The sequence below is a fragment of the Ensifer oleiphilus genome, assembly GCF_013371465.1.
Lineage (GTDB): Bacteria > Pseudomonadota > Alphaproteobacteria > Rhizobiales > Rhizobiaceae > Ensifer > Ensifer oleiphilus.
Map to the genome: position 1 here is coordinate 91,883 of NZ_JABWDU010000010.1, position 15,036 is coordinate 106,918.

13 protein-coding genes are annotated in these 15,036 nt (G+C 60.8%); 4 read left to right on the top strand and 9 right to left on the bottom strand.

Annotated elements, in window-relative coordinates; translation table 11 throughout:
• Positions 1 to 209: 209 nt before the first annotated feature.
• The 4 genes from HT585_RS27575 to HT585_RS27590 all read right to left on the bottom strand — a co-directional run bounded on the left by HT585_RS27575 (position 210) and on the right by HT585_RS27590 (position 4,132).
• A complete protein-coding gene (locus tag HT585_RS27575; protein WP_176356132.1) occupies positions 210 to 1,235 on the bottom strand; it encodes a BMP family ABC transporter substrate-binding protein in 1,026 nt (341 codons plus the stop codon).
• Between the two features lie 107 nt (positions 1,236 to 1,342).
• On the bottom strand, positions 1,343 to 1,663 hold the full coding sequence (locus HT585_RS27580) for an NIPSNAP family protein (protein WP_176355992.1): 321 nt from the start codon (positions 1,661 to 1,663) through the stop codon (positions 1,343 to 1,345).
• 12 nt (positions 1,664 to 1,675) lie between these two features.
• Positions 1,676 to 3,301: a GMC family oxidoreductase gene (locus HT585_RS27585; RefSeq protein ID WP_176355993.1), complete on the bottom strand. Its 1,626-nt coding sequence runs from the start codon at positions 3,299 to 3,301 to the stop codon at positions 1,676 to 1,678.
• Between the two features lie 3 nt (positions 3,302 to 3,304).
• Positions 3,305 to 4,132: a uracil-DNA glycosylase family protein gene (locus HT585_RS27590; RefSeq protein WP_176356133.1), complete on the bottom strand. Its 828-nt coding sequence runs from the start codon at positions 4,130 to 4,132 to the stop codon at positions 3,305 to 3,307.
• A gap of 256 nt (positions 4,133 to 4,388) precedes the next feature.
• Between HT585_RS27590 and HT585_RS27595 the strand changes: the two genes are divergently transcribed.
• The 3 genes from HT585_RS27595 to HT585_RS27605 all read left to right on the top strand — a co-directional run bounded on the left by HT585_RS27595 (position 4,389) and on the right by HT585_RS27605 (position 8,285).
• Positions 4,389 to 5,033, top strand: coding sequence for a TetR family transcriptional regulator C-terminal domain-containing protein (locus tag HT585_RS27595; RefSeq protein WP_176355994.1), 645 nt, complete (start codon positions 4,389 to 4,391; stop codon positions 5,031 to 5,033).
• Positions 5,034 to 5,348: 315 nt separating this feature from the next.
• Positions 5,349 to 7,247 carry a potassium transporter Kup gene (locus HT585_RS27600; RefSeq protein ID WP_176355995.1) on the top strand — a complete coding sequence of 633 codons (1,899 nt, stop codon included), beginning with the start codon at positions 5,349 to 5,351 and terminating at the stop codon, positions 7,245 to 7,247.
• Between the two features lie 72 nt (positions 7,248 to 7,319).
• The gene (locus HT585_RS27605) at positions 7,320 to 8,285 is read left to right on the top strand and encodes a CorA family divalent cation transporter (protein WP_176355996.1); all 966 of its coding nucleotides are present in this window, start codon (positions 7,320 to 7,322) and stop codon (positions 8,283 to 8,285) included.
• A gap of 92 nt (positions 8,286 to 8,377) precedes the next feature.
• On the opposite strand, the gene HT585_RS27610 is transcribed toward HT585_RS27605, so the two are convergent.
• A complete protein-coding gene (locus tag HT585_RS27610; protein WP_343214097.1) occupies positions 8,378 to 8,956 on the bottom strand; it encodes a prepilin peptidase in 579 nt (192 codons plus the stop codon).
• Entirely contained in the window at positions 8,956 to 10,959 is a 2,004-nt protein-coding gene (gene gspD, locus HT585_RS27615) for a type II secretion system secretin GspD (protein WP_246707973.1), read from the bottom strand. Before gspD ends, HT585_RS27610 begins: the two co-directional genes overlap by 1 nt.
• Positions 10,960 to 11,269: 310 nt before the next feature.
• Here gspD and HT585_RS27620 point away from each other — a divergent pair, with 310 nt between their 5' ends.
• Complete coding sequence (locus HT585_RS27620; protein WP_176355997.1) at positions 11,270 to 12,964, top strand: GspE/PulE family protein; 1,695 nt, start codon at positions 11,270 to 11,272, stop codon at positions 12,962 to 12,964.
• On the opposite strand, the gene HT585_RS27625 is transcribed toward HT585_RS27620, so the two are convergent.
• The 3 genes from HT585_RS27625 to HT585_RS27635 are packed head-to-tail and all read right to left on the bottom strand — an operon-like array spanning position 12,965 to position 15,032.
• Complete coding sequence (locus HT585_RS27625; protein WP_246707974.1) at positions 12,965 to 13,417, bottom strand: hypothetical protein; 453 nt, start codon at positions 13,415 to 13,417, stop codon at positions 12,965 to 12,967.
• Positions 13,414 to 13,980, bottom strand: coding sequence for a type II secretion system protein GspM (gene gspM / locus HT585_RS27630; RefSeq protein WP_176355998.1), 567 nt, complete (start codon positions 13,978 to 13,980; stop codon positions 13,414 to 13,416). The genes HT585_RS27625 and gspM overlap by 4 nt, the downstream gene beginning before the upstream one ends.
• Positions 13,977 to 15,032, bottom strand: a complete 1,056-nt coding sequence (locus HT585_RS27635) for a PilN domain-containing protein (RefSeq protein ID WP_176355999.1) — start codon at positions 15,030 to 15,032, stop codon at positions 13,977 to 13,979. The genes gspM and HT585_RS27635 overlap by 4 nt, the downstream gene beginning before the upstream one ends.
• Positions 15,033 to 15,036: the final 4 nt, after the last annotated feature.

Here is a 15,036-nt window from a genome sequence, read left to right on the forward strand (position 1 = left end):
CCAACTGCAGAGCAGACGATCCGTGAACATCCGGCGGTCTTTCCCGACGGGAAAGAGTAGCCGGCATTCCGTCAAGGCTCCGCGCCGACCCGGTGGGCTGGCGCCAGAGCCCGCGCGTTTGGAAGAACGCGCCAGGCACGCACTGGCAATTTGAGTCTGGAATATCGCGCTTTCAGTCATTCCACTTGATAGCGGGATGTTCCAGTGGCTCAGAGCGTGGTGTTGAAGGGCACCTTGATGGAGCCATCCAGAATACCGGCGCGGGCCTTTTCGACTTCGACAAGCGCCTCCTTCGCCCTGGCGTTCAGTTCCGCCGGTCCCTGTTCGGCAAAAACCGGGGATGGAATGAAGTCGATGACACCGGTGCCCAGGCCAGTATGCTCATGCGTGCCGCCCTTCCAGTCTGAACCGACGGCCTTCGTTGCTTCGTTGTAGAGCGAAACGCCGAAATCGAGACCAACGATGGAGATGAGCGACTTCGGTCCGAGCGCGTACTGTCCCGGCGCAAGGCAGCTCACCATGCGGCCTTCCTTCTCGTTGGCCGCGGCAATGATGCCGCCGTCGGTGGCAGCTGCGTCCGTCTGGATGTAGTCGATGCCGTCATTGTACATCTGGGTGGCGATTTCCTGGCCCTTTGCCGGATCCTGGAACGAGCCGGCAAAAGCGGCGACAACGCTGGCGTCCGGCTTGATCGAGTGCACGCCGGCCTTGAAGGCGTTGAAATCGGCATTGAGCGGCGGGATAGAAACGCCGCCGATGAAACCGGTCTTGCCCGTCGTCGTCATCTTGGCCGCAAACACGCCCGAGAGATAGCAGCCGAGGTAGTAGTCGTAGGATACCGTCACCACGTTCGGGATCGCCGGTTCAAAGGGGTCGGCGAACAGCTGGATCCACTTGGTGTTGGGGTAGGACGGCGCCAGCGCCTTGAAGGGCTCGGCCACCTCGTTGAAGGTGGAGATGATGATCTGGGCACCGGCGTCGCCGAGCGTGCGGTAGATGGTCTCGTAGGTCGCGGGGTCCTGCGCGTAGATGGCCCGGTGTTCGAACCCCTTTTCTTCCGACAGCTGCTTGAGCTTGGAGATCATCTGATCGACCGGCCCGTTGTCGCCGGCCGCCTGCGTATGCACCAGTGCCACCAATCCGCCAGACGCCCTCGCAAATTCCGGCACGATGCTGGCGGCAAAGCCGAGCGCTGCCGCGCCGGCACTTGCCTGCAGGAAGGTGCGGCGGTGCATCATGTGTTGTGAAGCCTTGTCAGTCATGATCGTTCCCTCTTTTGTTGATTGTCTTGTGTCATGCTTACCTTGACGCGCCTGGGCAATGCTGGCGCGCCCGGTCCGTCTCAAAGCGGAGGTGAATAGGAGGCGGGGTTCATGATCATCACCTCCTGCTTCTGGATCGCGTCGAGCGCCCAGACTTCGGAGATGAATTTCTGCCAATCCGGATCGGCATACATGGCCGAGCGGCGCGCCTCGCGATCGGCAAGGCTGTCATAGGCCCACATCAGAACGGTGGTGTGGAGCGTCCCCAGTTCCGAGACATAGAGGCCGACGAATTTGTTGAGATGGCGCTTCTGCACCGGCAGACCGTCGGCCTCGTATTTCTTCATCCACCTGTCGACCGTGCCGGGCTTGAACGTATAGGTGCGGTGTTCGAGGATCATCGGATCACTTCCTTAGCTATTCAGGATCAGTTCGGCGCATTTCTCGCCGATCATGATGGCGGGTGCATTGGTGTTGCCGCTCGCGATGATCGGCATGATCGAGGCGTCGGCAACGCGCAGGCCCTCAATGCCGTGCACTTTGAGCTCAGCATCCACGACCGCCATCGGATCGTTGCCCATCTTGGCGGTGCCGACGGGATGGAACGTCGTCATCGCCGTGGCGCGCAGCCAGCGGGTCAGCCCGGCATCGTCGAGCGCTTCCGGCCCGGGCGCCAGTTCCTTGCCGCGAAAGCGGTCGAATGCCTTCTGGCCGACGATGTCGCGCGTCAGCCGGATGCCGTCGATCATCGTGCGGATGTCGAAATCGGACTGCAGGTAGTTCGCCTGGATCTTCGGCTTGTCGGTCGGGTTCGCCGACCTCAGTGTGATCTCGCCGCGGCTCGCCGGATTAACGGGTCCCACGCGGATGGTGAAGCCGTGATCCGCCTCGACCGCCCGCTTCTTGGCGAAGGGATTGGGAAAATGCAGGTTGGCCGTCTTTTCCAGCGCCGGCATGAAATGCAGCTGGATATCGGGCGAGACTAGGCCGTCGTGCGAGCGCACGAACGCGCCCGCCTCGTAGGGAAAGGTCGTCGTGATGCCTTCACCGAACAGCATGCCTTGCGCGACTGCGGGAATGAGTTTGTCGGCGCGCAGGTCACCGAACAGCGTTACGGGTTCACGGCATTCCCAGCTCATGACGCAGTCGACGTGATCCTGGAGGTTTTTCCCGACGCCGGGAAGATCGAGCAGCGGCTTGATGCCGAGTGCGCTCAGCTCGTCTGCTGGCCCTATGCCGGAAAGCAGCAACGTCTTGGGCGAATTGACCACGCCGGCGGACAATATAACCTCTCGCCCGGCGCGCGCGATCCCCGGCCGTCCGTCCTTCAGGTACCCGACACCACAAGCCCGGCCACCTTCGATGATGAGACGCGTCGTTTCAGCGCCTGTCAGGACGGTCAGGTTCTTGCGGCCGAGCGCCGGGCGCAGGAACGCCCAGGACGTGGACCAGCGCTTTCCCTTGCGGATGGTGAAATCGTAGCGGCCAAAGCCTTCCTGGCTCGCGCCATTGAAGTCGTCGTTCGCTGGATAGCCGGCCTGCAGGCCGGCCTCGCAGAACACGTCCATCAGCGGATTGTGGCCACGGGCACGGCAGACGGTGAGTTCGCCGTCGGTGCTGTGAAACGCGTCCTTGCGCTCGATGTGCGCCTCCGAGCGCCGAAAAGCAGGGAGAACCTCGTCATAGGACCAGCCGGGCAGGCCAAGCTGCGCCCAGCGATCATAGTCGTGGCGGTTGCCGCGGACATAGATCATGCCGTTGATGGTCGAGGTCCCGCCCAGCACCTTGCCGCGCGGCCAATAAAGCGAGCGGCCGTTGAGATAGGGCTCGGGCTCCGTGTGGTAATGCCAGTTGTAGATGCCGGAATGGAAAAGCTTGCCCATCAGCATCGGCAGCCGGAACAAGGGATTGCGGTCCTTACCACCTGCCTCGATCAAAAGCACGCGGTTGGCGGGGTTCTTCGACAGGCGGTTGGCAAGAACGCAGCCGGCCGAACCGGCGCCAACAATAATAAAGTCATATTCCGGGGTAGACGCCATGGTTCACCATGCGATGGGACGGGCGCCCATCGCCTCCAGGTAGAGATTGCAGAGAAGGAAGGGATTTTCCCGGCCGAGCACCTTGTCGGTGAAAGCGGGGTGTTCGCGCTCGACGCAGGCAACCTTGCCGTGACGGCCCTCGCGAATGCCGGTTTCGGCGAAAATGTCGGCTGCAGCCGCACCGAAGCCGAGAAAGACGATCGGCTCGCCGCGCGAAAGCAGCATCTCGATCACGCGCAGCATCAACGGCCGCCAGAAGGGCAGATGGCCGCGCGACTGGTGCGGGTCGATATCGACGCGAAAACGCGACAGCGTCAGGGATGCGTTGAGGAGCAGCACGCCCTCGCTTACCCAGCGGTTGGCGATAGCGCCTGGCGCCTCGAACGCACTGGAAGGGTCGCACAACAACTGCCGCACCTCCGGCCAGCGGCCGAAGTCCTCACTCAGGCTCTCGTCGCCGAGACGCGCGGCGGCGATAAGTTGCATATACGCGCGGATGCTCTTCGAGAACATCTTGTCCAGCTCGGCCCAGGTGGCGAGATTGCCCGCCTCGAAGGCGCGGCCCGTTGCAAAACCCGGCTCCGGATAGGGATCCTGGCCAAGGATCATGCAGCGCACGCCATCGGGCGCAATTCCATCGAAGGCGGCAAGCGCATGCGCGCCTTTCGGTTGGCCGGGAAAGATCCTGCCACGGCGCGCCGGGAAGATCGGCTCCCAGGCTTCGAACGCGAGACCGGCATCGACCCGTTCAAAATCGTCGCCAATGCGGCCAAGCGCATCCTGCCAGTCTTGCGGCAGATCGGCCTCCCACCCGGCCAGCGTTTCCGCCATAGCCTCTCTCAGTCGTGCCGGCATTGCGCCGCTCCCCTTTTCCTCGTTGCAAGGAGACTAGACAAAAGCTGACCAAAGTGTCAACTTTCGAAAATGAAAAAATGACTTGATCGTCAACTTTATTTGACCAGATCGTCAGTTTTTTTGAAGGTGATGCGCTTGCATTTCGCCGGAAAACTCGGCAATTGCGGAAACGACCTCGCCGCCACGCCTGATTGTCTGGTAGGAAGCGGCGGCGAGATGGAGGCGAGATCGCATGGCAAGGGCAGCACGAGATCCGGAAGAGCGTATCCGCGAACGCAATATGCGCCTGATCATCAAGGCCGGGATCGAGATATTCGCGCGCAAGGGCTTTGACGGCACGCGCATCGCCGAGATCGCCGAGGCCTCGGGCCTGCCCAAAGCCAACGTCTACTACTATTTCTCCTCCAAGGAGGAGATCTACCGGGCGATCGTCGCGCACCTCATCGCCAGCTGGGACGATGCACTGAAGTACATCTCGCCCGAGCGGGAGCCGGCTGAGGCATTCCGCCTCTACATCAGGGCCAAGCTCGACTATACCCGCAAAAACATTGCAGAATCGAGGCTCTTTGCCAGCGAGATCATCCAGGGCGCGCGGTTCCTGAAGAAGAAGGATCGCGACCATATGCGCCAGGTCACGGATGCGCATGTGGCGGTTGTCGAGGGGTGGATTGCGGCAGGAAAGTTACTGCCGGTCGATCCACGCCACCTGTTCATCATGCTCTGGGCATCGACGCAATACTATGCGGATTTCGAGCCGATCGCCGCCGACGGCCTGAAGAAGGCACGTCTGAAGGCGGAGGATTACGAGACGGCGGCGATAACGATCACCGAGACGATCCTGAAGGGCATTCTTCCGGCACCCGAATCAGGCTCATAAATGAATCGGGCTGGGTCCCGTCTGCTGCGTCGCATGCCGAGCGAGGCGCTCAGACGTGCGCGCATCCATTGCGGCATAACCTGCCTGATATGAAGTACGCGCCAAAGATCGGCATGGGCGTACCGCTCGCGATGTAAAAGGAGACGTTCATTCCTCCTCGAACAGCAGGGAACCTCCAATGTGTCAGAGGGGGCTCAGGCGGCATCCAGGATGCGTCTGCCGCTGTTCATGGCCCGCACAACACTGATTGCCAGTTTTTGCGCATTGCACCATATACTGCCTCCGCGACACAACGGCCCAGTTTCCGGAGACCCCATGACTGCCTTGCGTAATGTAGGTTCCGAATCCCAATCGGAGAAGCGTGATTTTCTTGTCCTTCTCCTCGGCTGTGTCGGTGTCGTCTATGGTGACATCGGAACGAGCCCGCTCTACGCGTTTCGCGAGGCACTGCGGCCATTCTCTGGCGACGGCGTTCATCAGAACGAGGTGATTGGGCTTATCTCCCTGATGGTTTGGACGCTGACGATCATCGTCACATTCAAATACGTGCTCTTCCTCCTGCGCGCGGACAACGACGGCGAAGGAGGAACGCTGTCGCTTCTCGCCCTCCTCATGAAGAAGACAGGCAGTTTCATGCCCGTTCTCTTCTTCGCTGGCCTGATAGGGGCAGCACTGTTCATCGGCGACGCGATGATCACCCCTGCCCTGTCGGTCATGTCGGCACTTGAAGGCATGAAGCTGGTCACCCCCGCCTTATCCGGCTATGTGCTGCCGCTCTCTGCCGGCATCATGGTCGCGCTTTTCGCTGTCCAGTCGAAAGGCACGCAGGCTGTCGCTCGCTTTTTTGGGCCGATCACGGTCGTGTGGTTCCTCGCGATGGCTTGGGGCGGCCTCATCCACATCGGCGACGACTGGACGATCCTGCAGGCCCTTAATCCGATCAACGCTCTCTGGTTCATTACGCACGCAGGCTGGACAGGCCTGGTTGTGCTCGGCGCGGTGTTCCTGACGGTCACGGGAGCGGAAGCACTCTACGCCGACCTCGGTCACTTCGGGCGCAAGCCGATCAGCACGGCGTGGTTCTCGCTCGTCTTCCCCGCATTGGCGCTCAACTACCTCGGCCAGGGAGCCCTCGTGCTCAGCCATCCGGAGGCGATGGAGAATCCATTCTACCTCCTTTACCCCGACTGGGCTCTGCTGCCGATGGTGATCCTTGCCACCATGGCTACCATCATCGCGAGCCAGGCCGTTATCACCGGCGCCTTTTCGCTCGCCCGACAGGCGGTCCATCTGGGCTTCCTGCCGCGTCTGCTCATCAAGTTCACGTCCGAGACCAACACCGGACAGATCTACGTGCCCGCCGTGAACGTCATGCTGTTTGTCGGCGTGATCGTACTGATCTTCTCTTTCGGAGACTCGGAATCTCTTGCCACCGCCTACGGTATATCGGTCACAGGCGCGATGGTCGTGACAACAGTCATGGCTTTTCAGTTCCTGCGCTCCGTCTGGGGATATTCGACGCTCGTGGCGGGCTTGCTCCTCTTGCCGCTGCTGGTCGTCGAAAGCGTCTTCCTGCTCGCCAACCTACTCAAGATCCATGACGGCGGCTGGGTGCCCGTCGCACTCGCGCTGGCCATCATGGTCATTATGTGGACCTGGACGCGTGGGTCCAGGATGCTTCGTGAAAAGACGGCGCGCCACGATGTTCCTTTGGAGACATTCATCCGTTCGATAGAGAAATCGGCGCATGCACCGCAGACGGTCCGCGGGACGGCGGTCTTCCTGACCAGCGTGGGCGACAAGACGCCGGCCGTCCTGCTCCACAACATCAAGCACAATCACGTCCTTCACGAACACAACGTCATTCTCACCGTCCGCACGTCGGAGCACCCATATGTCGCGGAGGAAGACCGTGTGTCGCTGACGAAGCTTTCTGACAGGTTCGCGAGGCTGGAACTCTGTTTCGGCTTCATGGACGAACCGAACGTTTCCAAGGCGCTCTCGCTCTGCAAGAAGGCGGGCTTCAAGTTTGAGATCATGCAGACCTCATTCTATCTCGGGCGCAGAACTCTCATCAGCGATCCGAACTCCGGCTTGCCCGCCTGGCAGGACCATCTCTATATCGCGCTCGCAGGTCTCGGCATCGATCCGTCGTCATATTTCAAGCTTCCCGCCAACCGTGTGGTCGAGATCGGCGAGCAGGTTACGATCTGATCCCGCGCAATGGCGCACCTTTGGCCGCTGCCGTCATATGACCAGCGGCCAAACCAATTTGGGAAAATCTAAGTGACAGTCGTCGCCTCCTATCTGTATCGAGCCGGTAAACGCGCGGAAGAGGTACCGCTTGTAACAACGCCCGTTGACGCCCGGGAAAGTGAGTTCATCTGGATCGGCGTGACCGATCCCACCGCGGACGAAATGGCCAACCTCCAGGCAATGTTCGGCCTTCATCCACTGGCGGTGGAAGACGCTCTCAACGGCATGCAGGTGCCCAAGGTCGACATCTATGGCAATCAACTCTTCGTCGTCATCAAGACGGCCCACCTCGAAGGCGAGAAGATTGCCTATGGCGAAACCTGCATCTTCGTGGGGAAGCACCATCTGATCTCGGTGCGTCACGGCTCGGCCCGTTCGCACCAGGAATTGCGCCGGCAACTCGAGCAGTCGCCGCAACTCCTTGAACACGGACCCGACTATGTGCTCCACGGCATCATCGATTTCGTTGTCGACGGGTACCTGCCTATGGTCGAGACCCTCGAGGACAAAATCCTCGAGCTCGAAAAGCACGTCCTCATGTCCTTCCTGCAACCCGAGCAGATCAGGCGCGTCTTCCGTATGCGCCGTCACGTCATCCGGTTCCAGCGCGTCCTCGGCCCGATGGGCGAAGTGGTGGGAAAACTGAGCCACCTCGACCTGCCCTGCATCGACGACAATGCAAAGCCGTTCTTCAAGGACGTCCATGATCATATCAAGCGTGTGGAGGGATTGGTCAGCGGCCTTCGCGAAATAATGACGTCCGTCTTCGAAGCCTCGAACCTGCTTGAGCAACAGCGCCAGGGCACGATCACAAGGCAGCTTGCGGCATGGGCGGCGATCCTAGCCGTGCCGACAGCGATTGCGGGCATCTACGGGATGAACTTCGAGAACATGCCCGAACTTGGAACGCGCTACGGCTATTTTGCCGTTCTCGGCGTCATCGTCACTCTCTGTGCCATCCTCTATTGGCGCTTCCGGAAGTCCGGCTGGCTCTAGGAAGGTGACGTACCGCCACGCTGTCGCCATTGGCTGGGGCAGTCTTGTGCGCAAGGCGGCAGCGGGTGCCACTATGCCTCCTGTCAGATCGCTCAGACGGCGGCAAGTTGTTGGCCTAAGTACCATGCCCCCAAAATTGCCGGGGCGAGAAACGAGGCGAAGGGTATGCGGCGTCCTGCCGACCAATGCCCGTGCTTCATCGTCGAACCCAGCACGAATAGAAGGGCGCCCAACGCTGCGCCAAAGACAGCCAAGGCAAAATCTTCCCAACCGATCCAGATACCGGCGGCAGCGCCGAGTTTGATGTCACCCAGCCCAAGTCCCTCAATTCCGCGAAGCCTGAAGTAAAGCGCTCGCACCAATAGGAGAGCGCCGCCGGTCAATGTCACATCGCGCACGATCTCGAGAAACGTGCGCGACGCGTCAACGCGCGCCGGATCGATGCCGACGAACCATGCCCCGATACCGATAACGGCGACCATGCCATTCATAAAGTCAGAAACCCTGAGGCTTCGCCAATCCTGAAGGGCGATGCGTGTCACGCAGCCAGCAAGCAACATCAGCAACAATATTTGTGGGCCCTGCAGGGTCGCGAGTCCGATCGGCAGCGCTGCCATGGCTGCGGCGAAGACAGGAATCAGATCCGGATCGATGCGTTTGAACGGCAGCACTACTTCAACGCCCGCGAACCCATGCCCCACATCCGCGCCTGCAATTCCTCCGCAACACTCTGGGCATCGCGCGAATCGCGGATGACCATCGGCCTGATCATGATCAGCAGTTCGGTCCGGGCGTTCGATCGGTTCTTGCTGCCGAACAGGTTGCCGACATGCTTCAGGCGGCTGAGGAAGGGAATACCGTCCTTGCCGCGCTCCTGCGTTTCGCTGATCAAACCTCCGAGCAGCACCGTCTGGCCATCGAGGACCGATACAGAGCTCGAAATGCTTCTGTTGGAGATGACCGGCGTCAGGCTGTCGCCTGAAGCAGCGTTCGATATTTCCTGGTCGATTCGCATCGCCACCACGCCGTTTTCGGCGATCCTCGGACGCACGTTCATGATGATGCCCGTGTCCCGGTACTCCACCTGGTTGCTGACCGGGGCGTCGGCGGTTTCGACAGGCACGACGGTACGCGTGATGATCGGGATCTGATCGCCGACCTGGAAACGTGCCACTTCGTTTTCAAGCACCACAAGCGAAGGCGACGACAGGATCTGTACATCCGTGATCTTATCGAGCGCGCTGATGATCACATCCGGGCTGCTGTTCGCCCCCAGCACGAAATTGAAGCCGGGCACCTCACGAGCAATGTTGTCGGCAAGCGTTTTGAAGAGACCGAACGAACCTTCGTCAGTGCCCAGACCAACCGATTTGCTCTTCACGAAATACTGGACGCCGAAGCGCAGTTCGTCGGTGAGCCGAACCTCCGCCATCGTCACACTGATGGCGACCTGCAGTTGGGGAACATCGATCCGTGTCAGGGCGGCAAGCACGCGCTTGCGCATCTCGAGGTCGGCGTAGATCACGATCGAATTGTTGGATGGATCCGAGCGGATGCGAACCGGCTCGGCGCCGAGCTCCGGCTGCAACGAACCGCCGAAGCGCGCCGGATCGATGTCTACGACCTCCTCGTCGCTGGCTGCTGCCTCCTGCGCGGTCGCTTCATCTGGAGCGGCCTGCTCTTCGGATTCAGTCTCTTCGTTGGCTGCAAACAGACGCTGCAAAAGTTCGGCGATCTTCGTCGCGTCACGATATTTGACGCGATAGACATGAACGCTCTGTCCTAGGTCGGGGTTCTCCCGGTCGAGACGACGGACCCAGGTGTGGGCGCGCTCCGTGAGTGCCCGGTTCTGCGAGACCGCAAGAACGGCACGCAGTCTCGGCATCGACATGAACTGTATGACGCTGTCGCCATTGCTGCCCTTGCTGGCAAAAATGCGCTCGAGTTCGGGAATGACGGCTTCGGGGCGTGCATGCTGGAGCGGCAGGACGGCCACCGACTGATCCTTCATCCAGTCGACATCGAATGCCGTCACCGTCTCCAGCGCCGCTTCGCGATCAGGCCCGCTGCCGGCGATCAGGATAGCGTTGCGCGTGGTGTCAATTCGCAACGAACCTGGACGCGCGCCGAAACCGTCGACGAGCCGCGAAAGCGCCTGCGCCGACACATATCTCAGCGGCACGACCGTGATGCCGAAGCCGGTGGGGCGACCTTTCGTGCTGACCTGGCCAGCGACCGAAGATCCTGCCTCGACGATCTGAAAGGTATTGCCGCGCCGAACGAGATCGGCGCCATTCATTTCGAGCATCGTTTCGAGAATGGACACGAGATCGTCACGGGGGACCGGCCGAGCGGTCGACAGTGTCACCGTCCCGGCTACCTTCGGGTCGATCGTATAGGTCTGACCAAGCGTATCGCCCAGGATGGCTTGCACGACGTCGCGGAGTTCAGCCCCCTGGAAATTCAGATTGACGCTATCCCCGGCTGCACCATCCGCTCCGGCTGGAGCAGCGACAACGCCGAGGCGCGTCGACGAGTATATCGCCGGCTGGCGGGCGTCTGTCGATCCCGCGGACGCATAGCCGAGGGTCGAATTGCTTCCATTTCTGAGTGAACGCGCCTGCAGGTCCGCGCTCGTCACCGAACCCAGGATCGAGTCGACGTCGTTTCCCAATCGGCCTTCTTCAGGAGCGAGGCAGCCGGGGGAAAGCAGGCAGATACCGGAAAACAAAGCCGCCCGAAGAACTGTCTCGCTGGCTCTCATCTTGTCACGACTGATTCTTGCCTCACCCATGGCGAAGCCTAGCATTTCTGTAACGGATCACTATTATTATCGGCTGCTAATCCACTTCTTGCATCGCGGTTCTTGGGGATAACCGCTCAAGATCCCAAGGGGCAGCACGTAACTGCCTTCGGTGTCGACAAGCCATCAAAGTGGCGATCGGGCGAATGGGGGTTTGCTGTAGTATACAGCGGCGGGACGGATGAATACGGCAACGATTGTAACGCATTTCATTCGCTATCTATTGACGAAAGAGGACCTGGTCGGCCCGGCAGAACGGCTGTCCCTGGAACGACTTCTTGTGGAAGCGCCCCCGAACTACGGTGTCCTTTGGGAAACAGGGCTGTTGTCCGGAGAGCTACTCGCTGATGCGATTGCCGATTTTCACAACCTCAATCGCGCAGCATTCAACCGCGTCGAATTTCGTCCGGAGTTGACTGAAGATTTGTCGGCGCGGTTCCTGCGTGCCGCATGGGCGATGCCGGCGCTCGAAGGTGATGCCCGTTTGCTCGTCGTTGCCGATCCGAGTCGAAATGACGCGATCGAAGCTGCCTTGGCAGCACTTGGCCGTCAGGTTGAGTTGAGGATCGCGACGTTCGAGGAAATGGCAATGCTCTTCGAACGGATGCTGTCGAGGGAACCGGCCAAGGACTCAGGAACAGAGCGCTCGGCGACGCCTGCTGCCGGCGACCGGAACGAGGAGGATCTCGATCGCCTCCATGATATCGCGAGCGGGGCGCCGATCGTTCGGGCCGTGGACCAATTGCTCGAAACAGCGCTCAGTCTATCGGCAACGGACCTTCACATCGAGCCTCAATCGGACGGCGTAAGGCTGAGGATGCGGGTTGATGGGATGCTGCGCACGATGCAACCACTTTCCGCCGAGATTGCACGCGGCGTCATCTCTCGTATCAAGATCCTGGCAGGGTTGAATATTGCCGAACGCAGGCTGCCGCAGGACGGGCGCGCGCGGATCCTGATCAACTCGACGCGTGCTGACTTCCGGGTGGCGACGATGCCGACGTTGCACGGAGAGGCGCTGGTCGTGCGCATCCTCGTCAAAGGCGCCGAAGCCCTTGATCTTTCTCGCCTGGGCATGTCTTCGCGTGATTACTCTGTTCTTCATACACAGCTGGCAGAGCCTCATGGCCTTGTTGTCGTGGCCGGCCCGACCGGCTGCGGCAAGACGACCACCCTGACCGCCGCGTTGTCCACCTTGAACAGCCCCGAACGCAAGATCATGACGATCGAAGATCCGATCGAGTATCAGATCGCGGGGGTCAGCCAAACTCAGGTCAAGCCATCGATAAACCTGACATTTGCCAATGCGATGCGATCGTTCCTTCGTCAGGACCCCGACGTCATGATGGTGGGTGAGATGCGCGACAGCGAAACCGCCTCGATCAGTCTTCAGGCAGCGTTGACAGGCCACCTGGTTCTAACGACCCTCCACACCAATAGCGCAGCAGACGCCATCATACGGTTGATGGATCTGGGCGTCGAAACATTCCTTCTGGCGTCCGCACTGCGTTGCGTGATTGCTCAGCGCTTGGTCAGAAAGCTTTGCGAGCGCTGCAAGGCGCCGATCGATGAGATGGCGCCCGCCGTGTCGACATCTGCGGCGCGCCAGCGCTTTATCAAACGCCCCGGTGACACCTGCTTTCGCGCGGTCGGCTGTTCCTATTGCGGTGACAGCGGCTATCGTGGACGCGTTGGAATATTTGAGGTCCTGCCCGTCGACAGCGAGATCACCGCTTTGATTCGCAAGGATGCCGATCCTCAGAAGATTCAAACCGTCGCCGTCCAGGCAGGCATGACGACCATGTTGGAAGATGGGCTCTCGAAGTACCGGCGCGGCGTCACCTCGATCGAAGAGGTGCTGCGCGTGACGGTCTGATTATTGAAGGCGCAGAAACATCTTGTAGTCCCGGCTGCGTCCACTCTGCTCGAAGGCGACGGTGCGGCTGTCGACAATCGAAAGGTTCCAGTTCCCAAATTTCTCGCCATCCTTGAGCCGATGGATATGTCCACTTGCGGCATCCTGCAGAAGGGCTTGCTGACTGTCGGCTGTCGAAATGATGCCGACGAGCTTGAGCTCTGGTGGGGCGTCCGGCACGACCTCGACTTCCGTGACGGCAACCGGCGCTGGCGTGTCCACCGTCTCGGAGACAGTGGGAGGCTGCCGCGCCGGCGTGAACAATGGACGCAATCGCGTCGCTTCCAGCCTGTCGAGGCTCACGCCTCGAAGCCAGGGAACCTCGTCGGATGAAGGGGATTGGGACGACGCCGCGCCTGCGAGCAGCAAGACGATGGCGATGACCGACAAACGCGAAGCTGAAAGGAGCATCATCGTTCAGCCCTCCGCCAATAGCCTTCGACGAGCGCCAGCACGCGTAATGTCGGCGCTGCCTGCAGCGCCTCTTCGTCGGACGCCAAGCTCTCAATATTGATGGATTTGACGACAAGTGCTGTCGGATTGGTTTCGGTGGCGAACAGTATCTTCTGAAGAGGTTCGATGGTGGTGTGGAATAGAATCCGCATTTCGACGGTGCCGCCGGCCGGGTCGGCCTCTTCGGACGCGACGAATTCGAACTGTGAGACCACAGCACCGGTCCGCCCGATGATATCCGTGACGAGCCGCTGAAGCTCGGCGCCGGCGATAGCGGGCGTATTCCCCTGCAGATAGACGCGTGCGCTCGCGCTGTCGCCTTCGCTTCCCGCACCGCCGCCAAGCGCAGATAGCCTGGATTTGAGTGTTTCGGCCAGGGCCGTGTCGTTCCTGCTCTGCTCGCCAAGACGAGACACGACAGTCGCACTCCACGCAGCCGTCAGGACCGGCAGCACTACAAGACAGGAAAGCGCGGCAACCGCCGCTGCCGTGACGCGTCGCGCGCTGCTACTTGAGGCGCTCATGGCCGGTCCTTCTCCGAAAAATGCGCCAGGATCTCGAACCGCTCAAGCTTGCTGTCGTTGTCACGAACGATCGGCGCGGAAAAACCGGCGGCCTCCAGCATATCCGAACCTTCCAGCAGGCTGATCAAATCGGCGGCGTTTGTGGAAAGCCCTGTAACGCGGACATTCCGGTCGTCCACGTCAAGTGCGGTGAGGTAAGTGGTGTCCGGAACGCGCCTGGAGAGCTCTTCCAGCAGCAAGACCATGGGAACGGCGTCCCATTTGCGCGCCACGTCCATCGCGGGATCGTTCTTTGTCTCCGCCTCCTTGCGAGCCGCCTCGACGGCGCCACGAAGGCTTGCAAGCGACGCCTCTATGCGGGCCGTTTCAGCGATAGCGCGATTGATGCTCCAGCCAGCACCTGCCAGCAGGGCCGCGCCCGCGGCTGCCAGAATGCAGAGGCAAACCAGGGCGTTGTGCCGTCGCCTCAGGCGCAGCGCCGCCTTGGCCCCCGGCAAAAGATTGATCGCGCTTGGGCGATCCGACGGGTCCGACGCAAGCCCCACAACGACCGGGGTAATGCCAACGGACTGGAAGGGCTCGATTGCGCTGCGCACCGCCGTGAGCGACGTCGCGACAATCCGCACATCGAACTGGCCCGAAAACCGGGCGGCTTCGCTCTCCTGGATGTCGTAGTCGTACACCATCTTCTCTGACGGCCACGGCATGATCTGCTCGACCTGATGGCGGATGATCGCCTCGATGTGGCCACGGCTGGCCGCGGGCAGCCGCAAGGAACGCACCACAACCCCGTCACCTGCCAGCCGCAGCTCGATGGGGTGTGTGCCGACGATCCTGTTCAGCCAGCCGTCGCGCAAAGCCTCGCGCGCGCCATCTGCCTTGTGCACGGGGCGGGCGCGGGCGACGCGATAGCAGGCAAGCTTAGTCCCTTCATCGACAAGAAGAAATGTTCCGCGTGCTGTGTGCGGGAAACCCATCATGGCCTGCCACGACGTCATCTCGTCGAGAAGTGCGGTTATCCCGCGCTTGAAGTATGCGCCAAGAGCACTCATCCAA

Excerpts from the sequence above, each read along its gene's own strand:
- HT585_RS27585 (WP_176355993.1), bottom strand. The coding sequence starts at position 3,301 with ATGGCGTCTACCCCGGAATATGACTTTATTATTGTTGGCGCCGGTTCG.
- HT585_RS27620 (WP_176355997.1), top strand. The coding sequence starts at position 11,270 with ATGAATACGGCAACGATTGTAACGCATTTCATTCGCTATCTATTGACG.
- HT585_RS27625 (WP_246707974.1), bottom strand. The coding sequence starts at position 13,417 with ATGATGCTCCTTTCAGCTTCGCGTTTGTCGGTCATCGCCATCGTCTTG.
- HT585_RS27590 (WP_176356133.1), bottom strand. The coding sequence starts at position 4,132 with ATGGCGGAAACGCTGGCCGGGTGGGAGGCCGATCTGCCGCAAGACTGG.
- HT585_RS27635 (WP_176355999.1), bottom strand. The coding sequence starts at position 15,032 with ATGAGTGCTCTTGGCGCATACTTCAAGCGCGGGATAACCGCACTTCTC.
- HT585_RS27600 (WP_176355995.1), top strand. The coding sequence starts at position 5,349 with ATGACTGCCTTGCGTAATGTAGGTTCCGAATCCCAATCGGAGAAGCGT.
- gspM (WP_176355998.1), bottom strand. The coding sequence starts at position 13,980 with ATGAGCGCCTCAAGTAGCAGCGCGCGACGCGTCACGGCAGCGGCGGTT.
- HT585_RS27595 (WP_176355994.1), top strand. The coding sequence starts at position 4,389 with ATGGCAAGGGCAGCACGAGATCCGGAAGAGCGTATCCGCGAACGCAAT.
- HT585_RS27575 (WP_176356132.1), bottom strand. The coding sequence starts at position 1,235 with ATGCACCGCCGCACCTTCCTGCAGGCAAGTGCCGGCGCGGCAGCGCTC.
- HT585_RS27580 (WP_176355992.1), bottom strand. The coding sequence starts at position 1,663 with ATGATCCTCGAACACCGCACCTATACGTTCAAGCCCGGCACGGTCGAC.